This window comes from Rugosimonospora africana, assembly GCF_016862975.1.
Taxonomy (GTDB): domain Bacteria; phylum Actinomycetota; class Actinomycetes; order Mycobacteriales; family Micromonosporaceae; genus Rugosimonospora; species Rugosimonospora africana.
Genome location: NZ_BONZ01000006.1, coordinates 117706 through 137126 on the forward strand (window position 1 = coordinate 117706; position 19421 = coordinate 137126).

A 19421-nucleotide genomic window follows, 5' to 3' on the forward strand; every position below is an offset into this window, starting at 1 on the left:
TTCCAGCAGGCTCTCACGGCAGGGTGCCGGCCTCGACCAGCCGGGCGAATCGGCGCAACATCTGGGTCAGGCCGACCTTGGAACCGGGCCAGAGCACCGCCCCGGCGAACCGGCCGGCCGGCCCCGCCGGTAGCTGGAACCACTCGTGCCAGACGACCTGGGTGCGCCCACCACCCATCGCGGTACAGCGCATCACGCCCGGCCCGCGCAGCAGTCGACCGGTGTGGACGACCCGCACCTCGTACGGCGGGTCCAGCTTCGCGATCTTCATCTCGTCACGCAGGATGGCCGGGCCGACCGTGGTGACCGCCTCGACCGTGCTCCCCTCGCCGCCGTCGCCGTCGGTGATCCGCACCTTCGTGAACGGGATCCAGTCGCCCTGCCGCTCCCAGGCGGTGAAGGCGGCGTAGACCCGCTCGGCGGGTGCGTTGACGATCACCGTCGCGGTGACCTCGCCCGCGCCCGGCGTCGACGGCGGTGTCGACGCCGATCTCGGGCCGGTCACTTGGCCGGCTCGGCAGCCGCCGGGTCGCTCATCTTGCCGAAGCCGGTCGGCCAGCGACGGCCGTCCTGATCGCCGTCACCGGCCGGGGAGTCGTCGCCGTCGCCAGCGTCCTTCGGATCGGCGGCCTTCGGATCGGCGGCAGAATCGGCCGGCTGCGCGGCGTCCTCGGCCAGATCGGAGGTCACCGTCTGGCCCGGGTCTGCCGCGGTGACGGTCAGAGCCCGGTCGGACCCGGCCTCCGCACCGGTCGCCTCCGCACCGGTCAGTCCGGCGTCGTCGCCCATCCGGGTCGGCCGGGCCGCCTGCTCGCGGGCGTCGCGCAGGGCGTCCGCCTCCTCGACGCGCCCGGCGCGCAACGCCGCGACCTCGGCCTCCAACACGCCGATCAGCTCTTCCTTGTACCCGAGGTCGTAGGCGGCCCGCCGAAGCGCCAGGTCAACCTGCGTCATCCGGTAGCCACGTAGGGTTACATCGAAGCGGACCTGTCCGAGGTCGGACTCGGTCAACGGCCGGGACCCCGGCAGCGGGACAGATCGACCATCCGGTTCGATCGGCTCCAGGCCCTGGTCACCCCCCATGATCAGCACGGTGATACCAAAGACGAGCGCGGCGGCGACGAGTGCCACGGCGAGCACAATGAAGAGCTGGCCCATGCCCACGATCGTGGCACGCTTGCCGAGTACGGGCGACCCCGCCACCCGGACGAGGAGATAGATGAACGAGCACGGCGAACGAAGTGGCAGGCCCGGGGCGGTCGAGCCACGATCGTCCGGTTCCCGGACGGCCGCCGAGACCGGTACCGGCGCAGGTGACGGGGACCTGCGGCTCGGCCGGCGGACCTTCCGGCCGGGCGAGTCGGCCGTGATGGCCATCGTGAACCGGACGCCGGACTCCTTCTTCGACCATGGGGCCACGTTCGCGCAGGACGCCGCGCTGCGGGCGGTCGAGCGGGCGGTCAAGGACGGCGCGGACATCGTCGACATCGGCGGCGTCAAGGCCGGCCCGGGCGAAACCGTGGACGTGACCGAGGAGATCCGCAGGACGGTCTCGACGATCTCCGCGGTCCGGGCCGAGTTCCCTGACCTGGTCATCTCCATCGACACCTGGCGCGCAGCGGTGGCCCGGGAGGCGGTACCGGCCGGAGCCGACCTGCTCAACGACGCCTGGGCCGGCGCCGATCCCGAGCTGGCCGAGGTCGCCGCCGTGACCGGGGCGGCGCTGGTCTGCTCGCACGCCGGGGGCCTGGTGCCCCGGGCCCGGCCGCACCGGCCCGCCTTCACCGACGTGGTCGCCGATGTCGTGGGTACCGTGACCGGACTGGCCGAGCGCGCTCTGCGGCTGGGGGTCCGCCGGGACGGCATCCTGATCGATCCGGCTCACGACTTCGGCAAGAACACCCGGCACTCGCTGGAGGTGACCAGGCGCCTGGGCGAACTGGTCGGCACGGGGTGGCCGGTGCTGGTCGCACTGTCCAACAAGGACTTCGTGGGCGAGACGCTCGACCTGCCGATCCACGACCGGCTGGAGGGCACCCTGGCCGCCACGGCGGTCTCCGCGTGGCTGGGCGCCCGGGTGTTCCGAGCGCACCACGTCCGGCAGACCCGTCGGGTACTGGACATGGTCGGCGCGATCCGCGGTGACCGGCAGCCGGCGGTCTCCCGACGCGGGCTGGCCTGATCGGGCCCGGCCCGGGCGGAACCGGTGTGGTCGCCGCCGGGCCGCGTCAGGTCCAGCGCAGTACGCGCTTGCGCCAGGCGTAGAGCAGGCCGAGAGCCAGTACGGCCACGAAGATCCCCATCTCGACGACCGCGCTGGCGCCGAACTCCGGTCGGTCGTAGATGACCGCCCAGGGAAACAGGAAGACGCTCTCCACCGCGAACAGCACGTACAGGAAGGCGTAGAGGTAATACCGGATCTGGGCCTGGGCCCAGTCGCCGCCGACCGGATCGAGGCCGCACTCGTAGTTCCGGTATTTGTCCGGGGCGGGATTGGGTGCGCTCGGGCTCAGCAGGCGGTTGGCCGAGAACGCGCCGACAAAGACCAGTGCGCCGACCACGATGAGCAGACCCAGCGTCGCGTACGAGCCCAGATAGCCCGACATACGGACGATCGTACCGGCGAAGTTCGGCCGTGTACCCGGCAGAATCCGGCCGTCCTGCCGCGTCCGGAGACCGGAACGAGCCCTCACAATCGAAGTGCGAAACTCTCGTCGCCCAAGGTCATGAGGTGCCCGTGCCACGCTGGTCCGCCGCCCGGAAGCTTGGTTCGTTGACAGTCATCCTCCTGGTCGGCGCCCTGATGGTCAGCCCGGCCGCCGCACGTGCCGACGACGGCGGCACGGCCGCGCCGGCGTACGTCGAAGACTCCGCGGCGCCGGGCGAGTCCCCGACACCGGACGGGTCACCGACACCCGGCCCGACCGACGCACAGCCGGACTCGCCGACCCCGCCGCCACCCGGGTCGCCGACACCCGACCAGCCCCAGCCGTCGGCGACGACGGCCGACCCGGAGCAGGGCGGCACCGGATCTCCGGGCCTGCGGGTACGGGTGTACGCGAGCAACGCCGTTCTCGACGACCGGTACTGGAGCGGCGCGAACTCCACCTCGTTCACGATCACGGTCCGGAACACCGGTACGGCGACGGCGACCGTGGCGGTCGACTACACCGTCCCGGCCGGCGTGACGGACGTCGCCACGGGTGCCTGCCAGCACGGCCACTGCTCGGTGTCGTCGGTCTCGCCGGGCGCCTCGGTACCTCTGCCGGTGGCGATCACCGTGTCCGCGGACGCCTGGCGCAGCGCACCGCTGACCGGTCGCCTCACCTTCACCGTGAGCGCCACCGGCGCCTCGGACGTCAGCGGCCAGCGCACCTGGGGCCTGATCTTCCCGCCCGGCCCACCGGCCCCGGGGATCGATCTGCGGGTCGACGACGTGACCATGGACGCTCAGCCGGACGTACCCGCGCAGCTGAAGATCAGGCTCACCGACAGCGGCAGCCAGCCGGCGGCCGCCACGGTCGACGTGGTGGTACCGGACGGTGTGACCACGGGCACGATGTCCGGCTGCGAGTCCCAGGGGCGGCCGAGCGGCTCCACGGCGCGGTGCGTGCTGGGCGCGCTGCCGGCCGGCGGGCAGAAGACGATTCTGGTCCCACTGACCGCAAACGCCGAGGCCCGCGCCAACGCACCGCTGGCCGGGCTGGTGCGCGCCACGCTCTCGCCGCCCGGGCAGGCCGGCCGGACCACTCAGGCTTCGTACGAGATCGACGTGCCGGCCGATCAGACCGGGGTGAGCGTGGCTGCCGCGGCGTCGGTCGTACCGGCGCCGACCATGGGCAACCACGGCGGCTCGTACGTTCTGAGCTCACGCAGCGCGGTGGCGTGGCCGATGATCACCGTCTCGTCGGCGGTACTGATCACGGTCATCGTGGTGCTGGTCATGGTGCTGCGCGGGCGTCCCGTGGCGGCGGGGCCGCGGCTGGCCGGTCCGGCGGGCGGGACATTCATGAGTGGGGCCGCCTCGGTCGAGCCCGCCGACAGGACGGCCGGGGCGGAGCCTGCCGGGCTGAAGCTTGCCGAGTCGGTGCCTGTCGATTCGGTGCCTGTCGACTCGGTGCCCGTCGAGTCGGTTCCCGCCGAGGAGGAGCCCGCCGGATCGGAGCCTGTCGGGAAGGAGCCCGCCGAGGCCGGGCAAGGCCCAGCCGATGACTCCGGCGAGGACCCTGAGGACGCGGCCGGCCGCTCGTAATGCCGCCAACAACGGAGATGTCGTTACTTTGGCCAATAGTCGCCGAGACGCCCGCCTGAGCCTGATTAAGCGCAGCGAGATCTATAACTGTGACCAAACGCCTAAACATTCGTCGGACCCGGGACAGAACCCCGGTTGAACCTCGACGTAGGCTCAAGGTGATTAACACTTTAGCGGGCCGGGCTACAACGGTGTTGCACACCCGCACACGCATGGCCCGCCGCGAGGAGGTCCCTTCCCGTGACCAAGCAGGTCCGTCAACTGGATCGGGTGGTCATCCGGTTCGCCGGCGATTCCGGCGACGGTATGCAGCTCACCGGTGACCGATTCACGTCCGAGACCGCCCAGCTGGGCAACGACATCTCGACGTTACCCAACTTCCCCGCGGAGATCCGGGCGCCAGCCGGCACCCTGCCCGGCGTGTCCAGCTTCCAGGTGCACTTCGCCGACTTCGACATCCTCACTCCCGGCGACGCGCCGAACGTGCTGGTGGCGATGAACCCGGCCGCCCTGAAGGCCAATCTGCGAGACCTGCCGGGCGGCGCCGACATCATCGTCAACACCGACGAGTTCACCACCCGTAACCTCACCAAGGTCGGCTACACCGCCAACCCGCTCGAGGACGGCTCACTCGACGGCTACGCGGTGCACCCGGTCGGCCTGACCAGCATGACCGTCCGCGCCCTGGCCGACCTCGACGTGTCCAAGAAGGACGCCGAGCGAGCCAAGAACATGTTCGCGCTCGGCCTGCTGTCCTGGATGTACTCCCGGCCGTACGAGTCGACGATCACCTTCCTGGAGCGCAAGTTCGCCGCCCGGCCCGAGCTGGTCGCGGCGAACATCGCCGCGTTCAAGGCCGGCTGGAACTTCGGCGAGACTACCGAGGACTTCGCGGTCCGCTACGAGGTCAAGCCGGCCAAGATGTCGCCCGGCAACTACCGCAACGTCACCGGCAACACCGCGCTCGCGCTGGGCGTCGTGGCCGCGCGGGTGCGGTCCGGCCGGCCGGTGGTCCTCGGCGCGTACCCGATCACGCCCGCCTCGGACATCCTGCACGAGCTGTCCAAGCACAAGCGGTTCGACGTGACGACCGTGCAGGCCGAAGACGAGATCGCCGCGATCGGGGTGGCGCTCGGCGCCTCGTACGGCGGTGCTCTCGGCGTCACCTCGACCAGCGGCCCGGGCGTCGCGCTCAAGGGCGAGACCATCTCGCTCGCCGTCGCGCTCGAACTGCCACTGATCATCATCGACGTGCAGCGCGCCGGGCCGTCGACCGGCATGCCGACCAAGACCGAGCAGGCTGACCTGAACATGGCGCTGTTCGGCCGGCACGGCGAGGCCCCGGTCGCGGTCATCGCGCCGAAGTCGCCGTCCGACTGCTTCTACGCGGTACTGGACGCGGCCCGGATCGCGCTGACCTACCGGACGCCGGTGATCCTGCTCTCCGACGGCTACATCGCCAACGGTTCCGAGCCGTGGTTGCTGCCCGAGATCGCCGACCTGCCCGACCTCTCGGTGGAGTTCGCGACCGAGCCGAACGGGCCGGCCGGCGAGTTCCTGCCGTACCTGCGCGACCCGAAGACCCTGGCCCGGCCGTGGGCGATCCCCGGCACCCCGGGACTGGAGCACCGCATCGGCGGCCTGGAGAAGGCGGACAAGACCGGGGACATCTCGTACGATCCGGCCAACCACGACCTGATGGTGCGCACGCGTGCGGCGCGGATCGAAGCCATCGAAGTACCCGACATCGAGGTCGAAGACCCGGACGGCGACGCACGGGTACTCGTTCTGGGTTGGGGCTCCACGTACGGGCCGATCGGGGCCGCCTGCCGGGCACTCCGGCAGCGTGGCTGCGCGATCGCCCAGGCCCACCTGAGGCATCTCTCGCCGATGCCGCGCAACCTCGGCGAGGTGCTGAAGCGGTACGACAAGGTGGTCATCCCCGAGATGAACCTGGGCCAGCTGGCCCACGTGATCCGGGCCCGCCACCTGATCGACGTGATCGGATACAACCAGGTCCGCGGCCTGCCGTTCACGGCGGCCGAGCTGGAGACGATGTTGGAAGAAGTCGTGAAGAATGTCTGAATCGGTATCGATCAAGCTCACCACGAAGGACTTCAAGTCCGACCAGGAAGTGCGCTGGTGCCCGGGCTGCGGTGACTACGCGATCCTGGCGGCCGTCCAGTCGTTCATGCCTGAGCTAGGCATCCCGCGCGAGCGCATCGTCTTCATCTCCGGCATCGGCTGCTCGTCCCGGTTCCCGTACTACATGAACACGTACGGCATGCACTCGATCCACGGCCGTGCCCCGGCCATCGCCACCGGCCTGTCGGTCTCCCGGCCCGACCTGTCGGTGTGGGTCGTCACCGGCGACGGCGACGCGCTGTCCATCGGCGGCAACCACCTGATCCACGCGCTGCGGCGCAACGTCAACCTGAAGATCCTGCTGTTCAACAACAAGATCTACGGGCTGACCAAGGGTCAGTACTCTCCCACGTCAGAGGTCGGCAAGATCACGAAGTCGACGCCGGTCGGGTCCACGGACTCCCCGTTCAACCCGATCTCGCTGGCGCTCGGGGCCGAGGCGTCGTTCGTGGCCCGGACGATCGACTCGGACCGCAAGCACCTCCAGTCGGTGTTGCGCGCCGCGTCGCAGCACCAGGGCTCGGCGTTCATCGAGATCTACCAGAACTGCAACATCTTCAACGATGGCGCGTTCGACGTGCTCAAGGAGCCGGCGACCCGGGACGACTTCCTGATCCGGCTGGAGCACGGCAAGCCGATCACCTTCGGCGCCGACGGTGAGTGGTGCGTCGTGCACCCGCCCGGCGGCTTCGGGCTGTCGGTCGAGCGGACCGCCGAGACCGACCAGGCGCACGTCCTGGTACACGACGCGACCGTGGCCGACCCGGCCTACGCGTTCGCGCTGTCCCGGCTGCCCGACCTCGACCTCCGGCACACCCCGATCGGGCTGTTCCGCTCGGTGGACCGGCCGGCATACGACAACCTGGTTCGCGAGCAGGTCACCGCGGCGCAGAGCAAGCTCACCCGCGGGCTCGACGAGGAGTTCGCCGCGCTGCTCGGCTCGGGCGACACCTGGACGATCCTCTAGACGCATCGATCGAACGACCCATCGAGGGCGGTCCGGCGACGGGCCGCCCTTTCTGTCGTCCGGTGCCGGGTCGACCGGGGCTCAGGACGCTCGCGAGTCGACGTCGCGGGCCGGTACCGGGGCCGTACCGGTGACGCGCTCCTTCTCCGTGAAGCGCACCGAGCCGGCCTTCAGGTCCGGGTGCTCCACGGCGAGTGCGACCTTGGCCGCCTCGTCGAGCGTGAGGGCGGCACCCTCGGCGTACGCGGAGTCGAACGCCGCGTCGCCCAGCGCCGCCCGCAGCCGGGTCTGCTGCTCCGCCCAGTACGAGCCGTAGATCCTCGCCACGTCGGGCAGCAACGCGCGGGCGGCCTGGGCGGCGCCGAACAGCCGGGCGCCGGTGATCGGGTCATCGCCCAACGCGCAGCGCACCGCGAAGCCGTTGATGGTCTCGACCGCGCACGAGTGGAAGCCGTATCCCATCCGCGAGCGCAGCGCGACGGCCAGGTGATCATGCGCCGCGACCAGGTCACCGCGGGCGAGCGCGACCATGCCCAGGATCATGTCGACCGCGCGCCGGCCGCGCTCGATCGGCCGGCCGGCTTCCACCGGACGGGCCGCGGCGAGCAGTTCGGCGGCATCGTCGAGGGCACCCCGCTCCCAGAGGATCTGGGCGAGACAGTAGACCGCGGGCAACGCGTCGCCGATGACGTCGTGCGCGCGAGCCCAGTCGATCAGTTCGCGGCATCCCGTCTCGGCCTCGGCCGGGTTGCCCATGCTCAGCAGCGGCGAGCCGCGCCCGGACAGCGCTCGGGCCAGCAGCGCGGAGTCCCCGGCTCGCCGGGCGTACGCCTCGGCGCGTTGGGAGAACCGCAACTCCTCGGCGTACTCGCCATCGGCGCCCGCGTGCAGGGCGTGCACGTGGTATGCCGCGGCCAGCTCGGCCTCGGGGATCTCCTCACCGGTGTTGGAGATCCGCTCGTACAGGCGGAACAGCCACAACCGGCCCTCGCGGGCCAGGCCACGCTCGCGCCACCACTGGTCGAGCCCACCTACGATGCGCAAGCCCTGCCGGGCACTGCCCTGGGTGGCGGTCCAGTGCAGCGCGGCGCGCAGCTCGTCGGCCATCGGGTCGATGGCGAACAGCGACAGTGTGACCGGCCGCCGGTCCGGGGACTGGTGGGCACGCTCGATCGCGTGCAGGCACCAGGCCACGTGCCGGTTGCGTGCGGCGTCTGCCTCGTCCGCGTCGGCGAGGCGCCGCGCCGCGTACGCGCGGATCGGGTCGAGCATCCGGTACGTCGTGCCGGAAGCCGTGGGCTGCGCCTGCACGAGCGACTTGTCGACCAGTACGGCGAGCGCGTCCAGCGGGTCCTCACCCAGCAGCCATTCGATGGCGGGCAGATCCACCCGCCCGGCGAACACGGCCAGCCACCGGAGCAGCCGGGCGGCCCGTGGGCCGAGCGTCCGGTACGACCAGGTGACCGTGGCCTGCAGGGTGGCGTGTCGTAGCGCCGCACCGCCGGCCAGCGGCACGGTGTCCACCATGGACAGCCCGGCGTCCAATGTGGACACGACATCGTCGAGCCGGTTCACCAGTTCGTTCGCGGTCAGTACCCGCAGTCGGGCGGCGGCCAACTCCAGGGCGAGCGGCAACCCCTCCAACCGGTACGCGACCCGGCACAACTGTTCCAGCTCGGTACCGGACGGCCGCTTGCCGCCCCGGGCCGCGGCGGCCCGGTCGAGCAGAAGCGCCACGGCGTCGCCCGGCGCGCCCGCCGGATCGGGTTCCAAGGACATCGGCGGGATCCGCCACACCACCTCGCCGGCCAGCCCGAGCGGCTCCCGGCTGGTGGCCAGCACCTGCACTCCACGGCTGCCGGCGAGCAGCCGGCCGACGACCATCGCGCTCGCGCCCGGCTGGGCGTCGCAGGTGTCCAGGACGATCAGGAACCGACGGCTGCTCGCGTAGTCGGCGATGGTGTCCACGACCGCACGGCCGGGCTCCGGCCGCAGCCCCAGGGTGGCCGCCACGGTCACCGCCACGAGGCCAGGGTCGGTGGCCGACGCCAGGTCGACGAACCAGACGCCGTCCGGGTAAGCGTCCACCCGGGTGGAGGCGACCTCGACAGCCAGCCGGGTCTTGCCGGCGCCGCCCGGGCCCACGACGCTGACCAGCCGGTGCTCCTCGACCAGGGCGGCCAGTTCCCGCTGTTCGGCGGCGCGGCCGACGAAGTTTGTCACCGTGCCGGGCAGATTGTGCGGGGTCGCGTCGAGCGTGCGCGGCCGCGGGAACTGCCGGTGCAGCCCGGTCGCGATGAGCTGGAAGAGTCGTTCCCGGTCGTCGAAGCCGCGCAACCGGTGCAGCCCCAGGTCGAGCAGCCAGGCATCGTCGCTCAGCTGGCCGGCCAGCCGTGCCGTGGATGCCGAGCAGAGCACCTGACCACCGTGCGCGGCCGCCGCGATCCGGGCCGCCCGGTGCACCTCCGGGCTGGTGTACTCGTTGCCCATCGGCTCGGCGTACCCGGTGTGCAGGCCCATCCGCACCTGGGGCCGGGCCTCCGGCGTCGGCCAGTCGTGAACGGCCAGAGCGCGCTGCGCCTCGGCGCACGCGTGCAGGGCGGCGCCGGCATCCGAGAACGCGACGAAGAGCGAGTCGCCCTCGGTGGACAGCGGGGTGCCGGCACACGCGGTCAGGGTATTTCGAAGCAGCCGCCGGTGCTCATTGAGAACAGGCGGGTACCCCGCACCGAGCATCTGGGCCAACCGGGTCGACCCCTCGATGTCGGTGAAGAGGAATGTCACCAGACCGCTCGGCAGGTGAACCCGTTCCGACACGCGTGAACCTCCGCCCCCTGGAAGTCGTGCCTCATGCTGACGCACCCTCCGAAGCGACCGCATCGGAGAAACGGTCCGGCACGGATCGGCCCAAGGTCGAACCCTGGGTTCAGATCATGGCACGGTGGAGTCAACGAGCGGAGAAGCACGGGGGTGCTACGGCTGACGTAACGACGACCACCAGGCCGAGTTGCGGTCCGCGAGGTCAATGTGGGCTCGACCGACCGGCCGAGCGTTCGTCCCGTCCGGCCGCGCCAGCGACGAAAGATGCGCCGCCACCGGCTCGGATGCCCCACGGATCGCGCGTGGCGGTCCAACCTAGCACCCGCAGGCGCCTCCGCAGCACCCCCCTGAAGCGGCAGACGGCCCGGTCGACGAGGCACGACCTGCGACGGAGACCGTGGACAGAAGCTTGACGGTGTCGTCGTGCCCGTGCGGACAGCGTGCGGGCGCGGCCGACTGCTCCATCGGCCGGTTCAGCTCGAACGTGTCGCCGCAGGCACGGCATCGGTACTCGTAACGCGGCATGAACACAGATTACGACGGCTGCACTGACACCGGAATGGGTGTAATACTCACCTAGTGACCGGCACGGATATGGACTCCCCTCCCGCGCTACGGCCAGCCGCCCCGCCCCCACCCGCCCGTCACCGACCATCGCGCTTCGCGTGGTTGGCCAGGGCCGGCCGGCGAGTCAGGCAGGGCATGGCGGCCACCGGCCGGGCACTACACCGGTGGGCGCTGCGGCCGAGCGGGCGCTTCGTGCTCCCCGCGCTGGCGCTGGCCGCCCTGCTCGCGTTGGCCGGCGGCGCCGGTGGCTACCTGGTGCCGGCCACCGCTCCGGACAAGCCGCTGTCCCAAGCGGACCCGCACGCGGCCGGCGCCGACGGCACCCAGCCCAGCGCGCCGGACGGCCTCGACCCGGACGCCACACCGCTGCCCGGCGCGACCGACCTGCCCACGGACGAGCCGACCGGCACGACCGCCGCCGTGACGCGACCGGAGGACGTGTTGGCCGGCTGGGCGACCAAGCTGTCCCCGGTTCTCGGGATCCCGATCGTGGCGCTGGAGGCATACGGGTACGCCCAGCTCTGGTCGCAGCAGAGCCTGCCGTCCTGCCACCTGACCTGGACCACCCTGGCCGGCATCGGCAAGGTCGAGTCCAACCACGGCCGGACGAACGGCGCCGTACTGCAACAGGACGGCCGCGCCATGCCGCCGATCATCGGCCTCACCCTCGACGGCACGGGCGAGCGGGCGAAGATCCCGGATACCGATCACGGCAGGTACGACGGCGACATGATCTACGATCACGCGATCGGGCCGATGCAGTTCCTGCCGAACACCTGGGGCAAGTACCAGGTCGACGCGGACCAGGACGGGTCCGCCGACCCGAACGACATCAACGACGCGGCCCTGGCCGCCGCCGACTACCTGTGCGCGGGCGGCCGAAACCTTTCGGTACCCGCGGATTGGCGGTCGGCAATCCTTTCGTACAACGACCTGGACTCTTACGCGGACGACGTGTTCGCCGCCGCCGACAACTACGGGATGCAGAGTCGGACGGTGAGCTGACGCCGGACAACTTTCCGGCAGCATTAAGAATCGCCGGAACAACTACTTTCGCCGGCCTGCGATTATCGGCAAGCTAGAGCGGTGATGGTACGCGAGTGGGATCCCCGAACCGCGCCGTCCGTCGAGATCGAAGCCGTATTGGCCACGCTCAACGCAGCGCAGTCTGTCGATCTTCCGGACGATCCGCAGTGGCGCATTGACGCGTTCCGCGAATACCTTGCCGTCACGATGCCCGGCGAGCGCCGGGTCTGCTGGCTGGCCGAGTCGAGCCCCGGCGCCGCCGCGCGCGGCGAGCCGGTGCTGGGCGAGGCCAACATCCTCCTGCTGGGCGACATCGGCGTGATCGAGGTGTGCGTGCACCCGAAGGCGCGTCGCGGCGGGCTGGGGCGCGAGCTGCTCGGCGCGGCGATCCGGCGGGCATACAGCGAAGGATTCGCCTCGATCGGCGTCGAGGTCGTCGGCGGCACTCCCGCAATCGACTTCTATGAGCACCACGGGTTCCGCTGCGCATACGTGGAGATCCGTAACGTTCTCAAGTTGTCGAGTGTGGACTGGATGCGGCTCGGCGAGATGGCCACCGGAGTTGGCTCCGGGTACCACATCGAGTACTACCCTGGCGGGCCGCCGGAGGAGCTGTACGAGGCGTACGCGGAAGCGAAGGAGATCGTCCGCGAGTCCTACGATCTGGGCGACCTGGAGCTGCGGCCCAGCTCGTACGATCCGAACCGGCTACGTGCCAGCCTCACCACGCTGCACGCGCGTGGGCTCAAGCCCTACATCGTGCTCGGCATCCACGAGAAGACCGGGAAGGTCGCCGGCCTCACCGAGGTCGTCGTGCCGGCCCAGCGCCCGACCAGGGCCGACCAGTACGACACGATCGTGGTGCCGGCCCACCGCGGCTACGGCCTGGGACGGGCGATCAAGGCGCGGATGCTGTTCGAGCTGCGCTCGTCGGAACCTCGGCTCACCGAGGTGCAGACGTGGAACGCCTTCGAAAACGAGCCGATGCTCAAGGTCAACGCCGAGCTGGGCTTCCTGCCCGACCGGCAGTGGCGCGAATATGAGGCCGATGTGCCGGATCTCGTCCGCCTGCTCAACCTGGCCGGCCCCTGACCCGCGCCACCACTCTTCAGCCCCAGTAGCGGGTGTCCGGCGGAGGGCGCTCGCCCCGGTGCTGGGCGACGCGGACCTCCCACTGACTGCGCTTGCGCAGCCAGTCGCGGTAGCTGCGGCTGCGGTGGAACGTCTCCGGCGGACGGGCCAGCCCGTAGATGTCGGCCCACCACTCTCCGGGGAGCGGATCAAGGATCGTGTCCAGGTGCGACGGGTACCGCCGCTCCGCGCCATCGCGGATGTCCTCACGATCCCGCATCGGCATGATGACGTGTCCGTTGGCGTCGACCACGGCGAGGTAAAGCCCCGCCGCACCCAGGAGGCGCTGCAACAGATCCAGGCTCGGCGTGAGGGTGCCCGCCTCGACCCGGCCGACCGTGGACGGCGAGACCCGAGCCCGGTTGGCCAGCTGGCGTTGGCTCAGGTCGCCGATCCTGCGGGCACGGCGGACGAGACCAGCTATCGGATACTGACCGGCTCGCGGTGGGTTGTCCACGCCATCAGGGTGCCCGATCGGCCAAGCCCGGCTCAACCGCCGGGCGAACCCTGTGGATAACTCGCCGCCCGCCGGCCGAGGTACTCCCTTCGGCACGCTTTGCTCTGCTTACCCCCACGCAACACTCTTGGCGAAAATCGTTGCGTATAGGTAAGCAGAGCAAAGCATCCACAACAGACACCCGGCGCCGGTCGAGCCGGTGCGCCGGGCATCGAAGGCGCCGAGCGACGAGCGGCCGGGGCAGCGGGCAGCGGGCAGCGGGCAGCGGGCAGCGGGCAGCGAGGATCAGAAGCCGGCGCGCAGCAGGCGGGCCGCCTCGACGGCCCAGTACGTGAGGATCGTCTGGGCGCCGGCTCGCCGGATCGAGGTCAGCGTCTCCAGGATCGTGCGCTCACGCTCCAGCCACCCGTTCGCCGCGGCCGCCTCGACCATCGCGTACTCGCCGGAGATCTGGTACGCGGAGACCGGCACGTCCACCGATGACGCCACGGCGGCGACCACGTCGAGATACGGCAGGGCGGGCTTGACCATCACCATGTCGGCGCCCTCGGCGACGTCGAGCGCCACCTCGCGCAGCGCCTCCCGGACGTTGCCTGGGTCCTGCTGGTAGGTGCGGCGGTCGCCGACGAGCGCCGACTCGACCGCCTCGCGGAACGGCCCGTACAGCGCCGACGCGTACTTGATCGCGTACGCCAGGATCGCCACGTCCGCGTACCCGGCCTCGTCCAGCGCCCGCCGGACGAAGCCGACCTGGCCGTCCATCATCCCGGAGGGGCCCACCATGTGTACCCCGGCGGCGGCCTGCGTCACCGCCATCTCGGCGTACCGGGCCAGGGTCGCGTCGTTGTCCACCGAACCGTCCGGCGCGAGCACGCCGCAGTGACCGTGCGAGGTGAACTCGTCGAGGCACAGGTCGCCCATCACGACCGTGGAGTCACCGACCTCGGCGATCACGTCCCGGATGGCGACGTTGAGGATGCCCTCCGGATCGGTACCGCCCGAGCCGACCTCGTCGCGATGCTCCGGCACGCCGAACAGCATCAGCCCGCCGATCCCGGCCGCGACCGCCTCGGCGGCGGCCTTACGCAGCGACTCCCGGGAGTGCTGCACGACTCCGGGCAGCGACGAGATCGGCCGCGGTTCGGTCAGTCCTTCCCGCACGAACATCGGCAGGATGAGCTGGCGCGGCGCGAGTTCGGTCTCGCTCACCAGCCGGCGCATCGCCGGGGTGCGGCGCAGCCGGCGTGGGCGGGCGTCCGGATAGGTCATGGCGACCTCCTGAGGATGCGGCATTGCCGGATCGGGAACGCCGGGTCGATCGAACCCGGCCGATCGGCAGGGCCGACGGTCAACGGTACCGGCGGGTCACCGGAACCGCAGAGCCGTCGGGCCCTGCACCTTGGAGCCGCGCCGCTGCTTGGCCGGCATGGCGGCCAGCTTCTCGCGCAACTCGACCGCGTACGTGGCGAGCTCCTCGACCAGGTCGGGAACCGCGGCGTGCGGCGGCTGGACGTCCACCCTCAGGCCGAACTCGACGGCCGTCTCCGCGGTCTTCGGTCCGATCACCGCGACCACCGTGCGGGTGTGCGGCTTACCGGCGATACCGACCAGGTTGCGCACCGTCGAGGACGAGGTGAACAGCACCGCGTCGAATCCTCCGGACTTGATCGCGTCGCGGATGTCGGCCGGCGGCGGCGCGGCCCGAACGGTTCGGTACGCGGTCACGTCGTCGACCTCCCAACCGCGCTCGGTCAGGCCGGCGGCCAGGGTCTCGGTCGCGATGTCGGCGCGGGGCAGCAGCACCCGGCCGACCGGGTCGAGGATCTCGTCGTGCGGCGAGAACTCGGCGAGCAAGCCCTCGCTGGACTGCTCCCCGGCCGGAACCAGCTCGGGCTGGATGCCGAAGGCGCGCACGGCGCTGGCGGTCGCCTCACCGATGCAAGCGATCTTCACACCGCCGAAGTGCCGGGCGTCCAGGCCGTGTTCGGCGAACTTCTCCCAGACCGCGCGGACCGCGTTGACCGAGGTGAAGATCACCCACGCGTACCGGCCGTCCACCAGACCCTTGATCGCGCGTTCCATCTGCGCTGGGGTGCGGGGCGGCTCGACCGCGATCGTGGGTACCTCGCAGGGAATGGCGCCGTACGCGCGCAGTCGCTCGCTCATCACGCCTGCCTGCTCCTTGGTGCGGGGCACCAGGACCTTCCAGCCGTACAGCGGGCGGTTCTCCCACCAGCCCAGCTTGTCGCGCTGCACCGTACCGGCGCCGACGGACAGCACCACCCGGCCGCTGAAGCCGAGCGCGGCGGCCACCATGCTGTCCACGGTGGACGTCGAGGTGTACTGCGTCTCCCCGGTGCCGTCGCCGGTGACCGCGACCGGCGTCTGCGGGTCGAGTCCGGCCGCGAGCAGTCCGTCGCGTACCGTCCCCAACTCGCCCGCCTCGACCGCGACCGCTACCGCGCCACGGCCGGCGGCGGCCGCCAGCGCCTCGAAGTCGACCGTGCTGATGTCGTCGATGTCGGCGGAGGTGCGCACGCCGGTGAGCGGGATCCCGGCGTAGGCGGCCACGCCGGCCGCCTGCCCGATCCCGGGTACCACCTCGAACGGCACCGCCGTGCGGGCGACGGCCTGGACCTCCCGGACCACGGACTCGTGTCCGAACGGGTCGCCGGCCACGAGGTGCACCGCGTGCAGGCCGGACCGGGCCGCCGACAGCAGCACCTTGGCGACGTCGCCGGAGGCGCCCTCGGCCGGCGAGAACTGCGTGTCAGGCGACGCCAGGTCGCGGATCGCCCCGAGCATGACATCGGACACGCCCCGGTCGAACACCACCTGGTCGGCTGAGGTCAGTGCGTCATGGGCGCGGCGAGTGAGCAGGCCAGGGTCGCCGGGGCCGGCCCCGACAAAGCTGATGTGCCCGGTGGACTTTCGGGTCCGCGTCATTGCTGTACTCCCAGTACTTCGTTGGCCCCCGCGTCGAGCAGTTCGTCCGCCAGCAGGCGGCCGAGCGTCGACGCGTCGGCGAGCGTTCCGGTGCGGGACAGCCGGAAGGCGACGCGCCCATCCGGACTCAGTACCGCACCGCGCAGGTAGATCTCCCCGTCCTTATCGGCGGCCGGAGCGTGAACCGTAACCGCCGCGCCGTGCTCGACGATCTCGGCAAGACCGGCGACGGGTGCGCTGCAGCCCGCCTCGAGCGTGGCGAGCAGCGCGCGCTCGGCGTCGACCGCGGCCCGGGTGGGGACGTGATCGAGCGCACGGAGCGCGTCGTACAAATCATGATCGTCGACCCGGCACTCGACGGCCAGCACACCCTGGGCGGGGGCCGGCAGCATCTGCCGCGGGTCGAGGATCTCGGTCACTTCGTCGGCACGCCCGAGTCGGACCACCCCGGCGTACGCCACGACGACCGCGTCGAGCTCACCGGAGGCCACCCGCCGCAACCGGCTGTCCACGTTGCCGCGGATCGGCACGGTCTCGATGGGCAGCCCGAGCGCGTGCAGCTGAGCGAGCCGGCGCACCGCGCCGGTGCCGACCCGGGCGCCGGGCGGCAGCTCGGCCAGAGTCAGTCCGTCCCGGGCGACCAACGCGTCGCGCGGGTCCTCGCGCTGCGGGGTCGCCGCGATCACCAGGCCGTCGACCGGCGCCGTCGGCAGGTCCTTGTACGAGTGCACGGCGAGGTCGATCTCCTTGGCGCCGAGCGCGTCGCGCAGCGCGGAGACGAACACGCCGACGCCCAGCTGGGCCACCGGCGCGGTGGACCGGTCGCCAGCGGTGCTGATCTCCACCAGCTCCACGCTTTCGCCGGACGCCCTGGACAGCGCGTCGGCGACCATGCGGGACTGGGCCACGGCAAGCGCGCTGGCCCTCGTCCCCAGCCGGATGCTCACGAATCGACCTCCGGAACCCCGTTGACCGCGCCGGGTGAGGGCACGTCCAAGTCGAACAGCTCACGCAGCAGGGCGGCGTACCGGTCCCCACCAGGCCCGGCCGCCAGCTCCCGCACCCGCACCGTCGGCTGGTGGAGCAGGCGCTGCACGACCCGGTGGATCGTACGCGCCACATCGGCCCGTTGCTCGTCAGTCAGCTCCGGACGGCGTTGCGAAAGTCGACGCAACTCCACGGCGACCACGTCATCTGCCCGGGACCGCAGCGCGGCAACCGTGGGCGCCACGTCAGAACTGCGCAGCCAGGCCAGGAACGCCTCGACCTCGGCGGCGACGATGCCCTCGACCGCGGCCTTGTCGGCGGACAGGCCACCGTCGGCGGACAACGACGCGCCGAGCCGTTCGATGTCGATCAACTCAACCCCGGGCAGCGCGGCGACCTGCGGGTCAACATCTCGAGGGACAGCGAGGTCCACGATGGTCACCGGGCCGGTCACGTCCGCCGGCGTGATCACGTGGCCGGACGAGGCGGTCGCCGAGACCACGATGTCCACGGTGGACAGATCGAGCCCGGTAACGGCGGTCGCGTCGTACAGCTCGGCGAGCCGGGCGGCGCGTTCGGCTCCCCGGCTGGTCACGTACAGCGGATCGGCGCCGGACCGGCGCAACGTGGCCATGGCCAGCGAGCCCATCGCCCCGGCGCCCACCACGAGCGCGGAGCGGCCGGCGAGCACGCCCCGCCCCTCGACCGGCTCGGCGCCGGCCGCGTGAGAGCCAGCCGGCTCGGAGTCGGTCGCGTGGGGGCCGGCCGCGTGCGAGCTTGCGACCGCGGCCAGGTTCAGAGCGGCCGAGACCACGCTCTGGCCGGCCCGATCGATCCCGGTCTCCGCGTGCGCCCGCTTGCCGACCCGCAGCGCCTGCTGCATGAGTTCGTGCAGCAGGCGACCGGTCGCGTCGTGCTCCGCCGCCATCGCGTACGCGTCGCGAAGCTGCCCGAGGATCTGCGCCTCACCGATCACCATCGAGTCCAGCCCGGTGGTCACCCGGTACGCGTGCCGGACCGCCTCCGCGTCGTAGTGCACGTACGCGTGCGGCGCCAGGTCCGCCGGAGCCGCGCCGGCCCGGGCCGCCAGTACCGAGACGATGTCGGTCAACCCGCCGTGGAACGCGGACACCCCGGCGTAGACCTCGACCCGGTTACAGGTCGACAGCACGAGCGCCTCGCCGATGTAGGGCTGGGCGAGGAGCTGCGCCAGTACCGGAGGCACCTCGGCCGGCGACGTGACGAGCCGTTCCAGCACGGGTACCGGCGCCGTGCGGTACGAGACGCCGACGACGATGAGATTCATCAGCTGATCGCCTCCGGCAAGGCCGTCAGGGTCGACTTCCGGTGCTCATGGAAGGACAGGATCTGCAGCTCGATCGCGAGGTCGACCTTGCGTACGTCCACATTCTCCGGCACGGACAGCACGCACGGCGCGAAGTTCAGAATGCTGGTCACGCCGCAGTCCACCAGGGCGTCGGCGACTGCCTGGGCGGCGTGCGCCGGCGTGGCGATCACCGCGATCGCGATGTGCTCGGTCGCGACGACCTCGGCCAGCTCGTCGATGTGCCGCACCGACAGGCCGGCGATCCGGTCGCCGACCCGGGTGGGATCCGCGTCGAAGAGGGCGGCGATGTGGAAGCCTCGGGAGCCGAACCCGCCATAGCCGGCAAGGGCCTGGCCGAGGTTACCGACGCCGACCAGGGCCACCGCCCGGTGCTGGTTGAGCCCGAGGACGTGTTCGATCTTGTCGATCAGCTGTCCGACGTCGTACCCGACCCCACGGGTGCCGTTCGAACGCAGGTAGGACAGGTCCTTGCGCAGCTTCGCGGAGTTCACCCCGGCCGCCTGGGCCAGTTCCTCGCTGGAGACCACGTCGCCGCCGCCATCGGCCAGGACGTGCAGCGCCCGCAGGTATTCCGGGAGCCGGGCGACGGTGGCCTCGGGCAGGTCCGGCAGCTCGGAGGCCGGCGCACCACGCTCGGGCAGTCCATGGCCCGGCGACCCGTCGGCACTCAGCCCGGCCGCCGAGCGTGCCGGCCGGGAGTCACTTCCCGCTGGCCGCTCGCTGCGCTGCTGACTCAAGTGTTCCTCTCGATCCGGGCCGCCTGAGGGGCGCGCCG

The 19421-nt window shown here is 71.3% G+C and carries 17 protein-coding genes; 6 read left to right on the forward strand and 11 right to left on the reverse strand.

Features of this window, described 5'->3' with window-relative positions; all coding sequences use genetic code 11:
• Nucleotides 1-13: 13 nt before the first annotated feature.
• Together Raf01_RS02325 and Raf01_RS02330 are read right to left on the reverse strand one after the other, a co-directional pair.
• Complete coding sequence (locus Raf01_RS02325; RefSeq protein ID WP_203916000.1) at nucleotides 14-505, reverse strand: SRPBCC family protein; 492 nt, start codon at nucleotides 503-505, stop codon at nucleotides 14-16.
• Nucleotides 502-1158: a DivIVA domain-containing protein gene (locus Raf01_RS02330; RefSeq protein ID WP_203916143.1), complete on the reverse strand. Its 657-nt coding sequence runs from the start codon at nucleotides 1156-1158 to the stop codon at nucleotides 502-504. The genes Raf01_RS02325 and Raf01_RS02330 overlap by 4 nt, the downstream gene beginning before the upstream one ends.
• 211 nt (nucleotides 1159-1369) lie before the next feature.
• Between Raf01_RS02330 and folP the strand changes: the two genes are divergently transcribed.
• On the forward strand, nucleotides 1370-2182 hold the full coding sequence (gene folP, locus Raf01_RS02335; RefSeq protein WP_239133320.1) for a dihydropteroate synthase: 813 nt from the start codon (nucleotides 1370-1372) through the stop codon (nucleotides 2180-2182).
• A 46-nt stretch (nucleotides 2183-2228) separates the two neighbouring features.
• Here folP and Raf01_RS02340 read toward each other — a convergent pair whose 3' ends face one another.
• Nucleotides 2229-2606 carry an NADH-quinone oxidoreductase subunit A gene (locus Raf01_RS02340; protein WP_203916002.1) on the reverse strand — a complete coding sequence of 126 codons (378 nt, stop codon included), beginning with the start codon at nucleotides 2604-2606 and terminating at the stop codon, nucleotides 2229-2231.
• A gap of 167 nt (nucleotides 2607-2773) precedes the next feature.
• Here Raf01_RS02340 and Raf01_RS02345 point away from each other — a divergent pair, with 167 nt between their 5' ends.
• The 3 genes from Raf01_RS02345 to Raf01_RS02355 all read left to right on the forward strand — a co-directional run bounded on the left by Raf01_RS02345 (nucleotide 2774) and on the right by Raf01_RS02355 (nucleotide 7364).
• A complete protein-coding gene (locus tag Raf01_RS02345; protein ID WP_203916003.1) occupies nucleotides 2774-4252 on the forward strand; it encodes a COG1361 family protein in 1479 nt (492 codons plus the stop codon).
• 240 nt (nucleotides 4253-4492) lie between these two features.
• Complete coding sequence (locus Raf01_RS02350; protein ID WP_203916004.1) at nucleotides 4493-6337, forward strand: 2-oxoacid:acceptor oxidoreductase subunit alpha; 1845 nt, start codon at nucleotides 4493-4495, stop codon at nucleotides 6335-6337.
• Nucleotides 6330-7364 (forward strand): 2-oxoacid:ferredoxin oxidoreductase subunit beta, encoded by a 1035-nt coding sequence (locus Raf01_RS02355; protein WP_203916005.1) that lies wholly within the window; start codon nucleotides 6330-6332, stop codon nucleotides 7362-7364. The genes Raf01_RS02350 and Raf01_RS02355 overlap by 8 nt, the downstream gene beginning before the upstream one ends.
• Nucleotides 7365-7445: 81 nt before the next feature.
• On the opposite strand, the gene Raf01_RS02360 is transcribed toward Raf01_RS02355, so the two are convergent.
• Complete coding sequence (locus Raf01_RS02360; protein WP_203916006.1) at nucleotides 7446-10181, reverse strand: ATP-binding protein; 2736 nt, start codon at nucleotides 10179-10181, stop codon at nucleotides 7446-7448.
• A gap of 318 nt (nucleotides 10182-10499) precedes the next feature.
• On the reverse strand, nucleotides 10500-10709 hold the full coding sequence (locus Raf01_RS02365) for an FmdB family zinc ribbon protein (protein ID WP_203916007.1): 210 nt from the start codon (nucleotides 10707-10709) through the stop codon (nucleotides 10500-10502).
• 177 nt (nucleotides 10710-10886) lie between these two features.
• Here Raf01_RS02365 and Raf01_RS02370 point away from each other — a divergent pair, with 177 nt between their 5' ends.
• The gene (locus Raf01_RS02370) at nucleotides 10887-11756 is read left to right on the forward strand and encodes a lytic murein transglycosylase (protein ID WP_203916008.1); all 870 of its coding nucleotides are present in this window, start codon (nucleotides 10887-10889) and stop codon (nucleotides 11754-11756) included.
• A gap of 84 nt (nucleotides 11757-11840) precedes the next feature.
• On the forward strand, nucleotides 11841-12869 hold the full coding sequence (locus Raf01_RS02375; protein WP_203916144.1) for a GNAT family N-acetyltransferase: 1029 nt from the start codon (nucleotides 11841-11843) through the stop codon (nucleotides 12867-12869).
• A gap of 16 nt (nucleotides 12870-12885) precedes the next feature.
• Here Raf01_RS02375 and Raf01_RS02380 read toward each other — a convergent pair whose 3' ends face one another.
• From Raf01_RS02380 to Raf01_RS02405, 6 genes are all read right to left on the reverse strand, one after another.
• Nucleotides 12886-13365, reverse strand: a complete 480-nt coding sequence (locus tag Raf01_RS02380) for a helix-turn-helix domain-containing protein (RefSeq protein ID WP_239133303.1) — start codon at nucleotides 13363-13365, stop codon at nucleotides 12886-12888.
• 285 nt (nucleotides 13366-13650) lie between these two features.
• The gene (hemB, locus tag Raf01_RS02385) at nucleotides 13651-14634 is read right to left on the reverse strand and encodes a porphobilinogen synthase (protein WP_203916010.1); all 984 of its coding nucleotides are present in this window, start codon (nucleotides 14632-14634) and stop codon (nucleotides 13651-13653) included.
• Nucleotides 14635-14730: 96 nt separating this feature from the next.
• Nucleotides 14731-16311, reverse strand: coding sequence for a bifunctional uroporphyrinogen-III C-methyltransferase/uroporphyrinogen-III synthase (locus Raf01_RS02390; protein WP_203916011.1), 1581 nt, complete (start codon nucleotides 16309-16311; stop codon nucleotides 14731-14733).
• Nucleotides 16308-17258: a hydroxymethylbilane synthase gene (gene hemC, locus Raf01_RS02395; protein ID WP_203916012.1), complete on the reverse strand. Its 951-nt coding sequence runs from the start codon at nucleotides 17256-17258 to the stop codon at nucleotides 16308-16310. Before hemC ends, Raf01_RS02390 begins: the two co-directional genes overlap by 4 nt.
• Nucleotides 17255-18604, reverse strand: a complete 1350-nt coding sequence (locus tag Raf01_RS02400) for a glutamyl-tRNA reductase (RefSeq protein WP_203916013.1) — start codon at nucleotides 18602-18604, stop codon at nucleotides 17255-17257. Before Raf01_RS02400 ends, hemC begins: the two co-directional genes overlap by 4 nt.
• Nucleotides 18604-19287, reverse strand: coding sequence for a redox-sensing transcriptional repressor Rex (locus Raf01_RS02405; protein WP_203916145.1), 684 nt, complete (start codon nucleotides 19285-19287; stop codon nucleotides 18604-18606). Before Raf01_RS02405 ends, Raf01_RS02400 begins: the two co-directional genes overlap by 1 nt.
• Nucleotides 19288-19421 lie beyond the last annotated feature (134 nt).